General features: G+C 61.8%; 16 protein-coding genes. 10 read left to right on the forward strand and 6 right to left on the reverse strand.

Features of this window, described 5'->3' with window-relative positions; genetic code table 11:
- The 3 genes from AC061P_RS01865 to AC061P_RS01875 all read left to right on the forward strand — a co-directional run bounded on the left by AC061P_RS01865 (position 1) and on the right by AC061P_RS01875 (position 4661).
- Positions 1–927 (forward strand): sugar ABC transporter permease, encoded by a 927-nt coding sequence (locus tag AC061P_RS01865; RefSeq protein ID WP_480391661.1) that lies wholly within the window; start codon positions 1–3, stop codon positions 925–927.
- Positions 927–2936 (forward strand): glycoside hydrolase family 13 protein, encoded by a 2010-nt coding sequence (locus AC061P_RS01870; protein ID WP_480391662.1) that lies wholly within the window; start codon positions 927–929, stop codon positions 2934–2936. The genes AC061P_RS01865 and AC061P_RS01870 overlap by 1 nt, the downstream gene beginning before the upstream one ends.
- 147 nt (positions 2937–3083) lie before the next feature.
- Entirely contained in the window at positions 3084–4661 is a 1578-nt protein-coding gene (locus AC061P_RS01875) for a hypothetical protein (RefSeq protein WP_480391663.1), read from the forward strand.
- On the opposite strand, the gene AC061P_RS01880 is transcribed toward AC061P_RS01875, so the two are convergent.
- The 5 genes from AC061P_RS01880 to AC061P_RS01900 form a co-directional block, all read right to left on the reverse strand.
- Positions 4648–5679 (reverse strand): NADPH:quinone reductase, encoded by a 1032-nt coding sequence (locus tag AC061P_RS01880; protein ID WP_480391664.1) that lies wholly within the window; start codon positions 5677–5679, stop codon positions 4648–4650. The two genes, AC061P_RS01875 and AC061P_RS01880, sit on opposite strands and share 14 nt — an antisense overlap.
- A gap of 71 nt (positions 5680–5750) precedes the next feature.
- Complete coding sequence (locus AC061P_RS01885) at positions 5751–6929, reverse strand: glycine C-acetyltransferase (RefSeq protein ID WP_480391665.1); 1179 nt, start codon at positions 6927–6929, stop codon at positions 5751–5753.
- Positions 6930–6988: 59 nt separating this feature from the next.
- Positions 6989–8014 (reverse strand): L-threonine 3-dehydrogenase, encoded by a 1026-nt coding sequence (gene tdh, locus AC061P_RS01890; protein WP_449648410.1) that lies wholly within the window; start codon positions 8012–8014, stop codon positions 6989–6991.
- 81 nt (positions 8015–8095) lie between these two features.
- Positions 8096–9010, reverse strand: a complete 915-nt coding sequence (locus AC061P_RS01895; RefSeq protein WP_480391666.1) for a cation diffusion facilitator family transporter — start codon at positions 9008–9010, stop codon at positions 8096–8098.
- A gap of 177 nt (positions 9011–9187) precedes the next feature.
- Positions 9188–9454 carry a hypothetical protein gene (locus AC061P_RS01900; protein ID WP_480391667.1) on the reverse strand — a complete coding sequence of 89 codons (267 nt, stop codon included), beginning with the start codon at positions 9452–9454 and terminating at the stop codon, positions 9188–9190.
- Between the two features lie 472 nt (positions 9455–9926).
- On the opposite strand from AC061P_RS01900, the gene AC061P_RS01905 reads away from it, so the two are divergent.
- The 7 genes from AC061P_RS01905 (at position 9927) to AC061P_RS01935 (ending at position 15218) form a co-directional block, all read left to right on the forward strand.
- On the forward strand, positions 9927–10976 hold the full coding sequence (locus tag AC061P_RS01905; protein WP_480391668.1) for a threonine aldolase family protein: 1050 nt from the start codon (positions 9927–9929) through the stop codon (positions 10974–10976).
- A gap of 63 nt (positions 10977–11039) precedes the next feature.
- Positions 11040–11729, forward strand: coding sequence for a DNA alkylation repair protein (locus tag AC061P_RS01910; RefSeq protein ID WP_480391669.1), 690 nt, complete (start codon positions 11040–11042; stop codon positions 11727–11729).
- Positions 11730–11738: 9 nt separating this feature from the next.
- Positions 11739–12215 carry a DUF1801 domain-containing protein gene (locus AC061P_RS01915; protein ID WP_449648405.1) on the forward strand — a complete coding sequence of 159 codons (477 nt, stop codon included), beginning with the start codon at positions 11739–11741 and terminating at the stop codon, positions 12213–12215.
- 68 nt (positions 12216–12283) lie between these two features.
- The gene (locus AC061P_RS01920) at positions 12284–12730 is read left to right on the forward strand and encodes a hypothetical protein (protein WP_449648404.1); all 447 of its coding nucleotides are present in this window, start codon (positions 12284–12286) and stop codon (positions 12728–12730) included.
- Positions 12731–12815: 85 nt separating this feature from the next.
- Positions 12816–13709: a F510_1955 family glycosylhydrolase gene (locus tag AC061P_RS01925; protein WP_449648403.1), complete on the forward strand. Its 894-nt coding sequence runs from the start codon at positions 12816–12818 to the stop codon at positions 13707–13709.
- Positions 13710–13792: 83 nt separating this feature from the next.
- Positions 13793–14656 carry an alpha/beta fold hydrolase gene (locus AC061P_RS01930; protein ID WP_480391670.1) on the forward strand — a complete coding sequence of 288 codons (864 nt, stop codon included), beginning with the start codon at positions 13793–13795 and terminating at the stop codon, positions 14654–14656.
- The gene (locus AC061P_RS01935) at positions 14604–15218 is read left to right on the forward strand and encodes a TetR/AcrR family transcriptional regulator (RefSeq protein ID WP_480391671.1); all 615 of its coding nucleotides are present in this window, start codon (positions 14604–14606) and stop codon (positions 15216–15218) included. Before AC061P_RS01930 ends, AC061P_RS01935 begins: the two co-directional genes overlap by 53 nt.
- Here the strand turns inward: AC061P_RS01935 and AC061P_RS01940 are convergent.
- The gene (locus tag AC061P_RS01940; RefSeq protein WP_449648400.1) at positions 15215–15688 is read right to left on the reverse strand and encodes an SRPBCC family protein; all 474 of its coding nucleotides are present in this window, start codon (positions 15686–15688) and stop codon (positions 15215–15217) included. The two genes, AC061P_RS01935 and AC061P_RS01940, sit on opposite strands and share 4 nt — an antisense overlap.
- Between the last annotated feature and the right edge of the window lie 190 nt (positions 15689–15878).

Genomic DNA, 15878 nt, shown 5'->3' on the forward strand with positions numbered 1-15878 from the left:
ATGACTGCAACAACTCAGAAGCAGAACCCGGATGTCGCTGTCAGTCCGAATGTCGTCGTCGGCCACCCCCGACGCTCTTTCAAGCGCTGGGCCCGCGAAACCGGCTGGCGTCACATCATTGGCGTGATCATGTCGATCTTCGCCGCGTTCCCACTGCTGTACGTGTTTAGCGCGTCGTTGAACCCCGGCGGCACCCTTGTCACCGCTAACTCGCTGTTCTCGAGTTTCAACTTTGGCAGCTACGTCGATCTTTTTAACCGGCCTCAGCAGCCCTACGCAGCGTGGTTCGGCAATACCCTGCTGATCGGCGGCATTTCCTCGCTGGGAACTGTGTTCCTAGGTGCGCTCGCGGCATATGCCTTTTCGCGCATGCGGTTCATCGGGCGTCGGGTCGGGCTGCTCACGCTGCTGCTCGTGCAGATGTTTCCGCAGCTGCTCGCGGTTGTGGCGATCTTCTTGCTGCTCTCGGGCATCTCAGAGATTTTCCCCGCGATTGGGCTCAACAGCCAGATCGGGCTCATCATGGTCTACCTCGGCGGCGCGCTCGGAGTGAACACCTACCTGATGTACGGGTTCTTCAACACTGTGCCGTCATCCATTGATGAAGCAGCGAAGATCGATGGCGCAGGTCACGCGCGCATCTTCTTCACGATCATCCTGCGTCTCGTTGCGCCGATCTTGGCGGTCGTGGGTCTGCTCTCGTTTGTAGGAACGACGAGCGAATTCGTAATCGCCAGCATCGTGCTGATCGATCCAGACAAGCAGACCCTCGCGGTTGGCCTCTACCAATTCGTGTCTCAAGAGTTCTCGCGCAACTGGAGCATTTTCGCTGCCGGTGCCGTGCTCGCGGCCATCCCCGTGATGACCCTGTTCTTGTTCCTGCAGAAGTACATCGTCGGTGGGCTAACGGCAGGAAGCGTGAAGTAATGGATGCCCTTCTGCCGCACCACGATGGCTCGGCGCTGCACGTCTCTACGCAGACGCCCGCGCTCGGCGATACCGTCACTGTGCGCCTTCGCGTGCCGGTGGGTTACGGCCCGCTGAAGGCTGTGCGGGTGCGTGAAAATCCCGACCACGAACCGCGCTGGACGGATGCTCGCCTCACCGGAACCGCGGCGGGCTGGGACTGGTGGCAAGCTGACATCGTTGTCGACAACCTGCGTCACGGCTATCGCTGGTTGCTCGTGCATGATGCTGCGGATGATGTCGAGGCAAAGCCACGCCACAGGGCGTCGGATCTTGCCGCTTCCGCGCACGGCAATGCCGGCCGCATCGAATGGCTCAACCAGAGCGGGCTGCACTCGATCGAGACGCTCGACTCCGAAGACTTTGCGCTGCTTGCCACTCCGGCCGCCCCGGAGTGGTTGGCGGAGACGGTGATGTACCAGGTGTTCCCGGATCGGTTCGCCCGGTCATCCGCTGCTGACACTCACGCGAAGCCTGAGTGGGCCATCGCTGCCCGCTGGGATGAACCGGTCGACCCGGTGTTGCCAGGGCGGTCGCAACAGTTCTATGGGGGTGACCTCGACGGCATCACCGAGCACCTCGACCACCTGACCTCGCTGGGGGTGACGATGCTGTACCTCACGCCCATCTTTCCGGCTCGCTCGAACCATCGCTATGACGCGTCGAGTTTCGTGGATGTCGATGAACTGTTGGGCGGGCGCGAAGCGCTGATCCGTTTGGTAGGGGAAGCCCACGCTCGCGGTCTCAAGGTCATCGGCGATCTGACGACGAACCACTCGGGCGACGCCCACGAGTGGTTTCAGGCAGCGATTGGAAAGCCGGGCGCTGCCGAGGGCGACTTCTACTACTTCACGAATGACGAGCACACCGAGTACGTTGGCTGGCTGGGTACGCCAAGCCTGCCCAAGTTCAACTGGAACTCGACCGAGCTGCGCCGCCGCTTCATCGAGGGCGAAGATTCGGTGGTCGCGCACTGGCTGAAGGAGCCGTACAACTTCGACGGTTGGCGCGTAGATGTCGCGAACATGACCGGTCGGATGGGAGCCGAGGACCTCAACGAGGAAGTGCGGCAGATCATCCGTCGCACCATGGAAGACGTGAACCCTGACACGGTGCTGTTGGCGGAGTCGACGAACGATGCCGCGAGCGATCTGCAGGGTGATGCCTGGCACGGAGCGATGACCTATCCCTCGTTCACCCGCCCGGTGTGGGGCTGGCTCACTGAACCGGGGGACACCTCGCATGTGACGGCCGATGGTTCGATCGACCCCGAGGCGTGGTTCTTTGGGCAGCCGATCGGTGGCATCCCGAACTACAGCGCGCGAGACTTCGCCGAAATGACCGTACGGTTCACGGCCAGCATTCCGTGGCGCATCCGGCTCGGAAACATGAACGCGCTCGACACTCACGACACCGCGCGGTTCCGCACCCATGCGCCCGCCGAAAATGTGCCGCTCGCTCTCGCGCTCTCGGTCACGCTGCCCGGAGTGCCCGTCGTATTCGCGGGTGACGAGTTCGGCCTCAGCGGTGACGATGGCGAAATGTCGCGCACGCCGATGCCGTGGGGGACCAAAACTGACCCCGCTGTTGCGCCGACTCTCGAAGTTTATCGCCAGCTGATCGCGCTTCGCACCCAGCTGACCACACTCTCGCACGGTGGCCTGCGCTGGCTGCACGTTGCCGCTGACGCTCTCGTCTTTGTTCGCGAAGATGCCGACGCCACCGTGCTCGTGGTTGTCGCGCGCTCGCCGCTGACCGTGACGCTCCGGGCGGGGGCAATTGCAGCGACCGGGTTGGCACCGAACGACGACGCTTCGGAAGGCACCGCGACGAGCGGGGCGGATGTCGCAGCACCCGCGTTCCTCACGGGTGACGCGAGTCTGGCATCCACTCCCTCGGGGCTCACGCTCTTGGCGGCCGCCCACACTTGCGCTATCTGGACTCTGCCCGGGGTCGAGTACCCCGCTTAGTCGCCCTCAGCACCGCGCCGCTGGCCGGATGCCTCAGGATTGCTGGCCGCGCAAGGGTTGCGCTGGTGTTAGATTCTGCATGGCACCTTGTGCCCTGCCGCCGTGTACCCGCGCGCCGACAAGTCCGCTGTCGAGAGAGTGGGTTGAATGCGTATCGCCGCAGTCACCGCAGTCACCGCAAACACCGATCGCGCTCACGGGCGGGTTCTGCGCTCCCTGGCGATTGAGTTCTTGTGGCTGCTTGGCGCAGTGGGCCTCGCGTTGATTGTGGTCACCTACCTTGCGGGAACATCTGGCCGGGGCGAGTTGATGTTCCTCGACGGCGATTCGATGATCGTGCCGCTATTTTCGCGGTCACTCCTCGAGGGCACTGCGAGCAATTGGGCGATGTCTGCCGTGCTGTTCGTGCCCGAGATCGCCCTGTTCCTTCTGCTCTCGCTGGCTGGCTGGGGTATCCACGAAGCACAATTCCTTTCGGCGGTCGCGAACTTTGTTGCCCTGTACCTGGTGTTTCGAGTTACCGCGGTAACGGTGGTCACAGGCAACAGGGCGGCGCTCGCAGCGACCGCAGGTTTCGCAACCGTATGCCTCCTCGCGATCACCGAGGGCAGCGGTGACGGCGATAGCCCAGAACTTACCTCGCTTGTGGCGATGACCACCTATTACGCAGCGACGGTCTTGGGTGCCGTGCTCGCTGTGGGCTTCACGCGCCGCATCGTCGCTAGCCCGTCCCCTCGCCGTAGCCCCGTGATCGCGCTCTTCGCCATTGTGGCGCTTTCGGTATTCTCCAACCCGCTCTACCTTGCGTGGGCCACTGCGCCCCTCGTCGTGATCGTGATTGTCGTTACCGCTGGTCCTCGCTGGGGGCGCCCGCCGCTGTGGACAATCGTCGCGCTTGGTGGCGGCTCCGCGCTCGGGTATCTGCTGCGGATTCCGCTCGCGCCGTGGATCGTCGCAGACCCGGATAACTACCTTCAGCCGAGTCGCTCCCGGGCATCCTTCGAGTATTACTGGTCCCTGCTCCTTGAACGACTGTCGAGTCCGGCCGGCGTTCTCGCGGTTGCCATCATCGTCGCGCTGACACTGCTCGGCGTGTGGCTTACCGTGCACTCGCTTCGCCACGGTGCCACCGCCTCCGCTGTCGTCGCGGCGTATTCGTGGTTTGCTCCCTTAGCGACCACGGTTGGCTTCATCCTGATGGGCGCCGAAGCGTCCCGTTACCTGCAGCCGTGGGCATTCGCTCCGGCTCTCGCCCTTGTCGTTCTGGTCACGGATGCGCGGCGCGCGGCACCGGCCGAAACACCGTGGCGGCGGCTCATAGCTTTCGCCGCAGTGCCCGCGTTGCTCGGCGGTGCCGTGTTTGTCGCGGCACTTCCGGCAGCCACCGAGCGAGCGACCGAGCAGGATGCATCACTCGCCTGTGCCGTCGACTGGGTGAACGCGTCAGGCGCGGTTGGTGCCGGCCAGTTCTGGAGTGTTCGCGCCGTCAAGACTCACGTGGATGATCCGGCCCAGCTCATCCAAACCGATTTCGCTCTTCGCGACTACGCGTGGCTGGTCGATCGAGCAGACTTTACCGAGCGCGAGGTGTCATTTTTGATCGTTGACGATCAGAGCTCGCCCTTCACTCTTCCGCCCGCCGCTGAGGACCTGCCCTCGACAACGATCGACTGCGGTCGCTTTCAGATTCTCGACTACAGCCCGGCGAGCATTATTCGGCCGTAACGTCAATCAGCACTTTGCCGACTGCTCCGCTCTCAACGAGAGCATGGGCATCCGCCGTGTGGGCAAGATCGAAACGGTGCAGCGGCAGACCAGTCTTGTCGCCGATGCCGAGGGCGCCGTCTTCTAGCGCCGCATTAATCGTTTCTCCCGCCGCGCGAATCGTGTCGATCCCGACGGTGTACAGCAGCACGAATTGGTAGCGCACGTTGAGCGCGAAGTGGCGGCGAACGTCGAGAGTTACCAGATCTCCGCCGTTGTTGGCGTAGACAGCGATTGACCCCCGATTGCGGATGACTGCGAGGTCGAGGTCCGCGTTCTGGGCGGGGGCGACTTCAACTATCTGGTCAACACCATCCGGAGCTATCGCCCGGATCTGGTCGACGATGTCGGAGTCGGTGTAGTTGAGCACGTGGTGGGCGCCAGCGGCGGTGGCGAGTGCAGCTTTTGCCGGGCCGCTCACGGTCGTGATGACGGTTGCTCCGGCCCACCGCGCCAGTTGAATGGCGGCATGACCGACAGCGCCGGCTCCACCGGCCACGAGCACAACTTTGTCAGCGAGAGCAGTTGGATGCAGTTGGTCGGGTCCGTCTTCGGCAACGGTGAGCGCGCGGTACGCGGTGATCGCGGGAACCCCGAGGCTTGCACCCTGGTCAAAACTCGCGCTGTCTGGCAGAACGAAAACCCGTTCGGCGGGAAGCACCGCCTGCTCTTGACTCGTGCCGCTGCTCGCGCGCTGGTACGCGGCAAGCGCCAGCCACACGCGATCACCCACGCCAACATTCTGAACGTCAGCGCCGATCGCCTCGACAATTCCGGAACCATCTTGGCCGGGCACGACGTCGTCGAAGGGCAATGCCTGACCGGATGCTGCGCCGCGGCGTGACTTCCAATCGGTAGGGTTTACCCCGCTCACGACGATGCGCACGCGCACCTCATCAGGACCGGGTTCGAGCACTGGCCGCTCCACAAGCTGAAGGACAGAAGGGTCGCCGGTCTCGCGGTAAACAATTGCTTTCATGCTGAGGACAACACGGTCGAGGGGCGGGAAATTTCTCCCACCACCAACCTCACCGAAGAATCCTGTCGCTACTACGTGATCGACTCCCGCGCCGCCAGAAAGGCTTCAACGCAGCGCGTGATGTCCTCGCTCGAGTGCCCGGCAGACACCTGCACGCGAATGCGAGCTTTTCCGAGCGGCACGACGGGGAATGAGAAAGCGATCACGTACACGCCAAGCGTGAGCAGGGCATCCGCCATCGCGACAGCTTCATGCTCGTCGGCGAACATGACCGGAATGATCGGATGCTCGCCCGGCAGCAACGTGAACCCGGCCTCAGCCATCCCGCTGCGGAACTGTTCAGCATTCGCTTTGAGCTTGGCGCGGCTCTCGGCGCCTTCCGCTACAAGGTTGAGCGCTTCGATTGAGCCAGCAACCACGGATGGTGCAACGGCGTTGGAGAACAGGTACGGGCGGGCGCGCTGGCGCAGCAGTTCCACGATCTCGGCGTGGGCACTGATGTAACCACCGGATGCTCCACCGAGCGCTTTGCCGAGGGTGCCCGAGATGATGTCGACGCGGTCAGAAACTCCGCAGTGCTCAGGAGTGCCCGCCCCGCTCTCGCCGACGAAGCCGACAGCGTGCGAATCATCGACCATGACCATCGCGTCGTACTGCTCGGCAAGATCGCAGATCGCTTCGAGCGGGGCGAGGTAGCCGTCCATCGAGAAGACGCCATCGGTGACGATAAGGCGGCGACGGGCATCCTTCGCGGCAACCAACTGGGCCTCAAGGTCGGCCATGTCGCGGTTCTTGTAGCGGTAGCGGGCGGCCTTGGAAAGGCGGATGCCATCGATGATCGAAGCGTGGTTGAGCTCGTCCGAAATCACGGCATCTTCGGCGGTGAGCAACACCTCAAAGATGCCGCCATTGGCGTCGAAGCAGGAGGGGAACAGGATGGTCGCCTCCATGCTCAGCAGCGCCGAAAGTCGGTTCTCGAGCTCGACGTGTTGGGTTTGCGTTCCGCAAATGAACCGCACACTTGCCATGCCGAAGCCCCATTCGTCGAGAGCTTCCTTGGCGGCTTCGACAAGGCGCGGATGATTGGCAAGACCGAGGTAGTTGTTGGCGCAAAAGTTGAGCACCGGCTTGCCCGCTGACTCAACGTGGGCTGACTGGGCAGTATCGAGTTGGCGTTCGGTCTTGTAGAGACCGGCCGAGCGGATCTCGCCCAGAGTCTCGGTGAGTTGTTCGCGAACTGTTCCGTACATGATGTTCTCCTGAAAGTTGTGGGGTGGCCGCAGTATCGCAGCCGAAGTGGGGTGGTCGGCTACGACCAGTCGATGATGACTTTGCCGCCATTGCCGCGGCGGGCGGTGGCGAATGCTTCTTCCCACTGTTCGGCGGGGAAGCGGTCGGTGACGACGGCAGCGACATCCAAGCCGGTGTGCACCATCGCGTTCATGGCGTACCAGGTCTCGAACATTTCGCGGCCATAGATGCCTTTGATCGTGATCATGTGAGTCACGACGGTGGCCCAGTCGATGCTGATCGGCTCGGCGGGGAGGCCAAGCATGGCGATGCGGCCGCCCTGGTTCATGTTGGTGATCATCTCGGGCAGGGCTGTTGCGTGCCCACTCATTTCGAGGCCAATGTCGAAGCCCTCTTTCATGCCGAGCTGCTCTTGGGCTTCGGAGATGCGCGTTGTGGACACGTTGATCGCAAGGCTCACGCCCATTTCTCGGGCGAGCTGGAGCCGTTCTTCGTTGACGTCGGTCATCACAATGTGGCGGGCACCAATGTGGCGCGCAACTTTCGCGGCCATGAGCCCGATGGGGCCGGCGCCAGTGATGAGCACATCTTCGCCAACCATGGGGAACGACAGCGCAGTGTGCACGGCGTTGCCGAGCGGATCGAAGATGGCAGCAAGCTCGGGGTCGATATCGAGCGGATGCTGCCACACATTCTGTTCGGGAATCACCACGAACTCGGCGAACGCCCCATCGCGGTTCACGCCAATGCTTGACGTGAACTTGCACAGGTGGCGTCGCCCGGCGCGACAGTTGCGGCAGTGGCCGCAGACCACATGGCCTTCACCGGAGACGAGAGCGCCAACGTCTACCGAGGTGACACCCTCGCCGAGCTCAACGACGTGGCCGGAGAATTCGTGGCCAGGAATCAGGGGAGCGTTGATCGCTCCGGCGGCCCAGGCATCCCACGATTCAATGTGCAGGTCGGTGCCACAAATGCCGGTGCGCGCGACACGAATCTTTACTTCGCCGCGACCCGGGGTCGGTTCTGGGCGTTCGGCCAAAATCAAGCCGGGTCCGGCTTTGTCCTTATAGAGGGCTTTCATCGTTGATTGCTCCTAGTTGTGAGGGGCGTCATCTCCGGTGGGCTTGTGGCGTGACGGTGATGCGATCTCTGCGGTTGTGTCTTAGTGGTGGTGCACGTGCTCCCGGTCGATGTTACTTTCGGGTTCGATCTGGAACGTCGAATGTTCGATGCTGAGCTCGAAATGTTCGGCGACACACTTTTGCAGTGCCGGCAGCATTTCACCAGCATGGCCGTCGCGGAAGCAGGAATCTTCGACAATGACGTGGGCGGTGAGCACTGGCAGGTCGGAGGAGATGCGCGTGATGTGCAGGTCGTGCACGTCGGTGACATGCTCCATCTCCATGATGTGGGCGCGAACATCTTCGGGATCGACGCCTTTGGGTGTGGATTCCAGCAGCACCCCCAAACTTGCGGTGAGCAGGATAATCGTGCGCGGCACAATCAGGATTGCGATCAGGATGCCGGCTACTGCATCCGCTTGATACCAACCGAGGGTGGCGATAAGAATTGCGCTCACGATGACAGCGACGGAGCCCAGAGCGTCATTGACGACTTCGAGGAACGCGGCCTTCATATTGAGGTTAGAGTTTCGGCCACCGGTGAGCACAATCATGGCGGCGATATTGGCGACGAGGCCGATAATTCCGAAGATGAGGAGGCTGCCAGCCTGAATCTCAGGCGGGTCGAACAGCCGTCGGATGCCTTCCACGAGAGCATAAATTCCGACAGCAAAAAGCAGCGATGACTGTGCCATCGCGCTGAGCACTTCGGTGCGTCTTAGACCCCAAGAATGTTTGTTGGTGGCGGGGCGCTGCATGAGGCCGGCAGCGAGAAGGGCCATGAGAAGCCCGGCGGAGTCGGTGAGCATGTGTGCGGTGTCGACGAGCAGTGCGAGGCTGCCAGTGACAATGGCACCGATCGCTTGAGCAATGACCACACCGACAGTGATGATGAAAGCGATCAACAATCGGCGGCGATTATTGTTTCCGGCCGCGTGGTTGTGTCCGGCGCCCACTAGCTCACCTCCAGTGCGCTGAGCGATTGTCTGCGCTGGCGCCCGAGATTGGCGTCGTTGAGCCAGTCGAGGGAGCGGGCGTCTGCGTGGCGCACGGTCGTGGTTCGGCTCATGGGGCGAGTCTAATTGCCCCAACGGCGCATCCCTATCGTGAGGCTTAAGGGATTGGCGCGCGATCTAAATCTTGGGCTGCCGCACCGAGGAACTCGGTCGAAACTGGCGTTGGTGGCGGGCCTTCGCAGCATCGAGCGTTGTGCAGGTACCGAGGGGGCATGCACGGTTGTCGCTGATGAAGTATTCGCCGCTGGAGTTTCGTTCGATCATGCCAGCGAATTCTCCGCCGGCGTTGCCCACCCAGAGACCCGCTTGGATGCTTGTCCACGCCACTGTCGGGCGTGCTTTGTCGGCGGGACCTTCGGTCGGCCGGGGCGAGGCAATCGTCATAGTTATCTACTCCTTCGAGTTCACACTATTCATGACGTCGGACACTCATCCGGGGGTGCACCGCTGCTGTGCGGTGTCGTGCACCTTTGATTCAACCCCTCTGGGAGCCGTCTGTCGACCCCTCATGTGAGCATTTCCTCAGTCGCTGACATTCGCTGCTCACGCTGATGCAAAAATACTCACGTTGTGAGAGTGGCTGGTGGTGATGACGCAACATAGCCCCCACTGGTGCGTCGCCGCGTTGCGTTCGGCGCAACAATGCTGCGCTAGTCCGCTGCCACGACCGCGCGACTATCCCGCACAGCCGCCGGGAGTTATCATCGACTAAGAGTGGCTTGGAGCAGTGCTGATCGTCGCCGGTCACTCGACAGTTTCGCTTTCTGCGGTGGCGCGATTGTCAACAGCAACCGGTGGCCCAAGGCCCGACGGTGCATCGATTGGCATCCCGTAATCTTCGTTACAGAAAGCTGCCATGACCTCGACCGACTCCATCCTGCGCGGCTATTTGAGTGACAACGCTGCCGGTGCTTCGCCGCAGATTTTGGATGCCATCGTTGCGGCATCCGCTGGCCCGGCAGCTCCCTATGGTAACGATGCGCTCACCGCCCAGATGCGCGCGAAGATGGCGGCAGCGTTCGAGTGCGATCTTGACGTCTTTGCCGTCGGAACGGGTTCAGCAGCGAACGGTATTGGCCTTGCCGCTCTGACCCGGCCGTGGGGGAGCATCCTCGCTCACGCTGATAGCCACATTCAGAATGATGAGGCCGGTGCGCCCGAGTTCTTCACCGACGGCTCCAAGATTGTGTTGCTCGGCGGCGAGCACTCCAAGATTGATCCCGACGGACTTCGGGCTGCCGTAAAAGTTGGGGTCGGCGACGTGCACAGTGTGCAAGCCTCCGTGCTCAGCATCACGCAGGTCACCGAGACTGGCAGCGTGTACACCATCGACGAATTGCGCGAATTGACGACGATTGCGCGCGACGCCGGGCTGCGCATCCACATGGATGGTGCCCGTTTCGCGAATGCTCTTGTTGCTCTCGATGTTTCGCCGGCGGAGATGACGTGGAAGCTTGGCGTCGACATGCTCTCCTTTGGCGCCACCAAGAATGGTGCGTTGACCTCGGATGCCATTGTCTGTTTTGATCCGAGCCTGGCGACCGAATTGTCGTTCCGTCACAAGCGCGGCGGACAACTCGCCTCCAAGATGCGTTTTCAGGCAGCTCAACTCGATGCCTACCTCACCGATGACCTCTGGCTCGATAACGCACGTCAAGCCAACGCGATGGCTGCGCGCCTTCGTGAGGGAATCGCGGATGTCGCCGGCGTGACTGTCACGAGTGAGCCCGGCAGCAACATCCTCTTCGCCATCTTCTCCGATGAGCTCACCGAAGCACTCCACGATCGCGGGTTCGGTTTTTACGCCAACCGGTGGGAGGCGGGGGTTGTGCGCATTGTGGTGTCGTATGTCCACCAGGCTGCCGATATTGATGACTTCGTGGCTGCCATTCGCGAACTGGCGTAGGCAGCCTGCGCACCCCGCAATGCGCGGATGGTGCGCTGACGGCTGGAGGAGTAGCGTCGAGACATGACCGCTTCTACAACAACGCGCCCTGCGACGGTTGATTCCGTGCTGGCGGAGTTGGCCGCGCTCGAGGATGCGAAAGTGCGGGCAGTAAACGAACGCCACGGCGATGACCACGGTGTGAATCTCAGCAAGCTGAGAGCTGTTGCCAAAGGGCTGAAGACGCAGCATCCGCTTGCCCTCGAATTGTGGGCTACTGACGACACCGCAGCCCAGCTCGTTGCGTTACTAATTTGCCGCCCGAAAGACTTCACCCGTGCTGAACTGGATGCCATGGTGCGCCAGGCGCGGGCATCGAAAGTTCGCGACTGGTTGATCAACTATGTCGTGAAGAAGAGCCCGCACTTTGAGGAGTTGCGCGTGGCGTGGTCGGCCGATCCAGATGCTTCGGTGAGGAGCGCGGGCTGGGCGCTCACGGCTGACCGGGTTCGCAAGAATGCTGACGGCCTCGACCTTCGCCGCTTGCTCGATGTTGTCGATGCCGAGATGAAAGATGCCCCGGATCGCCTGCAATGGGAAATGAATAACACACTCGCCTTCATCGGAATCGAGCACGCTGAACTGCGAGACCGTGCTCTCGAGATCGGCGAGCGGCTTGAGATACTGAAGGACTATCCGACGCCACCGGGCTGCACTTCGCCGTATGTGCCCCTGTGGATTGCAGAGATGGTGCGTCGCCAAGAGGAGCGGTAGCGTCGAAACATGAGCGAGTCGGCGAGCACGAGCACGAGCACGAGCACGGGTGATGCGAATGCGGCTACGGCCGGTATGCCACCCGAGGTCGCAGCCACCTTTAACGATTGGCCCGAACCGTTGCGCGGTGAGCTTGTGGTGCTTCGCGACCTCATTCTTGCTACAGCATCCGAAACAGATGGTGTTGGCGCGATCACCGAAACCCTTAAATGGGGAGAGCCTGCGTACCTCACGAAGGAGACACGCAGCGGGAGCACCGTTCGGATCGCCCCGACGAACGCTAAGTCGGCACACGACTATGCGATGTTTTTCATCTGCAGCACCAATTTGGTCAACGATTTTCGAGCCCAATTTGGGCGCACCTTCACGTATGAGGGTGAACGCGCTGTGTTGTTCTCTGTCGGCGACAGCATCCCTGTGAACGAACTTCGCGAGTGTGTGCGGATGGCGCTGACCTACCACCAGCGCACTGCTGGCGGACGATGAGCAAGCAGGCCTCGCCCCGTTAGGGGCTGCTGCTCAGCCGGGGGCCTCTGCTGTCGATTACGATCGAGGTGGATGCACTGAAGGGGGTGGTTGGCGTGACGGGGCAAGCGATAAACGTTATTCGAGCGTTGCGTGCTGCTCTCCTGCTGATCGCTGCGCTGCTGACAGTTCTTGCGCTAGTGATGATGCACGCGGTGGCTGCTGACGCCAACACGCAGCACGCATCCAGCACGCACGGAGTCAGTGAGCACGCAGTAATTCATACTGACGTCATCCCCCATAAGTCCGACTCCCCGAGTGTCGAACTGTGCCCGTGCCCTGTCGGTTCCGGTTCATCGATGACGATAGCTGACTGCACCCCTGTCGCAGCCCTTACCGGCCTGGTGGTCGTGGCGTCGTTGCGTGCAGAGTGCGCCGGTTTCGCGCCGATCGCTCCGGTGGCATCGCAGCATGCTGGCACTCTTGCGCACGCGCAGACACCGTCTCTTCACGCACTTTCTATTAGTCGCACCTGATCGGTCTGATGTCGGCTCCGCCGAGATCTCTACGGCATCCGTTGTGGTGCTGCCGATGTGTGTACGAAGAACGTGAAGGAACCCAGTGAAGAACAGAATCAAGAAGAATGTCGTTGCGCTCATTGGCGGCGCAACCGTTGCCGCCGTCGGCTTGGTGGGGTGTGCGCCAACGTCCCCTCTTGAGAGTGCGGAGATTGCGCCGTCAGCGCTCAGCGTTTTCGAGCACGTGCATGGTTTAGGCATCGACTCTGACGAGAACGTACTCGTGGCAAGCCATGAGGGCATCTATCGGGTGGATGCTGCCGGCGAGTTGAGCGGTCCGCTTGGTGGTGAGACGTTCGATGCGATGGGATTCGCGTCGGCTGGCGACCAGTATTTCGTGTCAGGGCATCCAAGTGCAGGGTCAACCACTTTCGAGGGCCCGAACCTGGGGCTCCTCTCTAGCGCGGATGCGGGGGAGTCGTGGACGAGCGTGTCGCTTGCTGGTGCGACTGACTTTCACGCACTTTCGGTGAATCAGAACGATCCGACCCGGCTCTATGGGCTGTCTTCAGATGGAGCGCCACTGCTGGCCAGTGCTGACGGCGGCGTCACGTGGACCGAGGGCGCGAGCATCCAGGCCTATGCAGTGGTGCCTGACCCGAACGTACCCGACCGGCTGTATGCGACGACTCCTGACGGAATGATGGTCAGTGATGACGCCGGGCAGTCCTTTAGCTCGCTCGCTGATACACCGCTTCTCTATCTGCTCGCAGCGCCGTCTGACGTTGAAGGCGCACTCGTTGGTGTGGATGTTGAGGGCGTCGTTTGGGTGCGTTCGGCTGAGGGCGAGGCGTGGTCTGATCGAGGCACGGTTGAGGGCACTGCCTATGCGCTGACGACCGGTACAGGCGGCGAGCGCATTGCGCTGATCGATGACCGTGGGCTTGTTGAGTCGTTCGACGGTGGCGAATCGTGGACGGTTCTCGCGGCGGGTTAGCCGCGCTAGGGCAAGGGGGCCGTCTCCGCGGCGCGTCGGCATCGGCTATTGACAATAGCCTGTAGGCTAACTATCTTAGCCACATGACGAAACGACCTTCAGGCGACGCAACCACCCAGTACCTCACGGTGCCCGGTGGCACCATCGCCTTCGATGAGCGTGGCACTGGCCCCCTTGTTCTCTTGGTCCCTGGCATGGGCGACCTCCGCTCGACCTACCGCTTTCTGGCTCCCGCGCTCGCGGCTGCTGGCTACCGCGTCGTGGCCACCGACCTCCGCGGCCACGGCGATAGCGACGCGAGCTTCCCCTCCTATGGCGACGTCGCGACGGCATCCGACATTTCGGCACTCCTGCGAAAGTTGGATGCTCCGGCCGTGGTCGTAGGCAACTCCATGGGTGCTGGCGCTGCAGTGATTGCCGCGGCAGAAACGCCCGACCTCGTCGCTGGTCTCGTGCTTGTTGGCCCATTCGTGCGGGAGCCAGCATCCGCGAATCCGTTCATGAAGCTCGTCATGCGGATCCTGATGGCGCGCCCCTGGGCTGCCGGGGTGTGGAAGGCGTATCTGCCAAAACTCTCTGCGGGCGCCAAGCCCGATGACTTCTCCCAGTATCGGGAAGGGGTGATTGCGGCGCTCAAGCGCCCCGGCTATGCGCGCGCCTTCAGTCCCACCACGCGCACCGATCACGTGACGGCGGGGGAGAGTTTGGCCGCCATCACGACCCCTACGCTTGTCATTATGGGCGACAAAGATCCCGACTTTCCCCACCCGAAAGCTGAAGCTGACTGGATCAGTTCCACTCTCGGCGGCACGACCGTGATGATCGAGGATGCCGGTCACTACCCGCAATCGCAGCAGCCTGAGCAGACGACCGCTGCGATTCTTGACTTTCTCAGTGCAACGGGTCGCGGCGTCGCAGACGACGGAAGCGAAGGCAACCGTGCCTAGGGCCGGGCTCAGCACCACCGCCGTCATCGAACGAGCCGCGCAACTTCTTGACGATCACGGCCCCGAGAGCCTCAGCTTGGCGAACGTCGCGGCGAGTTTTGGAGTGAGAATCCCCTCGCTTTATAAGCACGTTGACGGTGTGCGCGGTGTGCAGCGCGGCATTATGCTCAGCGCCAAAGCCAAGCTCACCACGGTCCTGGAGCAGGCCGCAGTCGGGCGGTCACGCGACGATGCCATTCGTGGCATTGCTGTTGCCTACCGCGACTGGGCGCTGCAACATCCAGGGCAGTATCCGCTCACCGTGCGCGCACCTGAACCCGATGATGCGGATGACGTGGCCGTGTCGGCTGCGAGCGTTGCCGTGATCTTCGCTGTTTTGGCGGGCTACAACCTGCGCAATGGTGACGCTGTGGATGCCACCCGTTTTCTCCGCTCAGCGCTGCACGGCTTTGTCTCGCTCGAAACGGGCGGAGCCTTCGAGCTTCCCGTCGACCGCGAACGTAGCTTCAGCAAGCTAGTCGAAAGCGTGGTGACGGCGCTCGCCGCGTGGGATGCAAACTAACGTCCCGTCGCGTCCTCTGCACGTGGCACTTCTCCGCGCCACTGGCCCGATTCGAAACCGTTGGATTCGATAAGTCGTTTGAATTCGGTGAGGTCTCTCGCGATCTGCATGTCATCAATCTGCAGAATCTCGCCAGCCTTCTCGACGAAACCTTCGGGCATCCAGTCCATCTGGAGGGTGACGCGGGTGGTGTCTTCGCTTAAGCGGTGGAACGTCACGACACCGGCGTGAACTTTGTCGCCGGTACTGTTCCAGGCGATGCGCTCGTCTGGAGTTTGCTCGACGATTTCGGCATCGAATTCGCGTTCAACTCCACCGACGGATACGTCCCAGTGCAGTCTGCGGTCATCGAGTTGCTTGATCGACGTCACACCAGACATGAATGCGGGGAAGTCTTCGAACTGTGTCCACTGGTTGTAGGCGACGCTAATTGGAACATCGACCTGAACGTCTTTCTTTACGGTTCCCATTACTAATCCTCCTATCGAGTGTGGATAATTACCTCCTTCACTCTAGAAAACTGAGCTCGACGAATACCTGATTTTGCAGCGATCGCGCAGGTGGCATTCGAGAGATTCCCAGAATTCTAGATTCCCGGATTCTCTGGGCGGCGCTAGGCTCGTGCCACTCACTCTCACTAGCGCACGTATGGGAAGGTGC

Source organism: Rhodoglobus sp. G.S.4 (assembly GCF_056619605.1).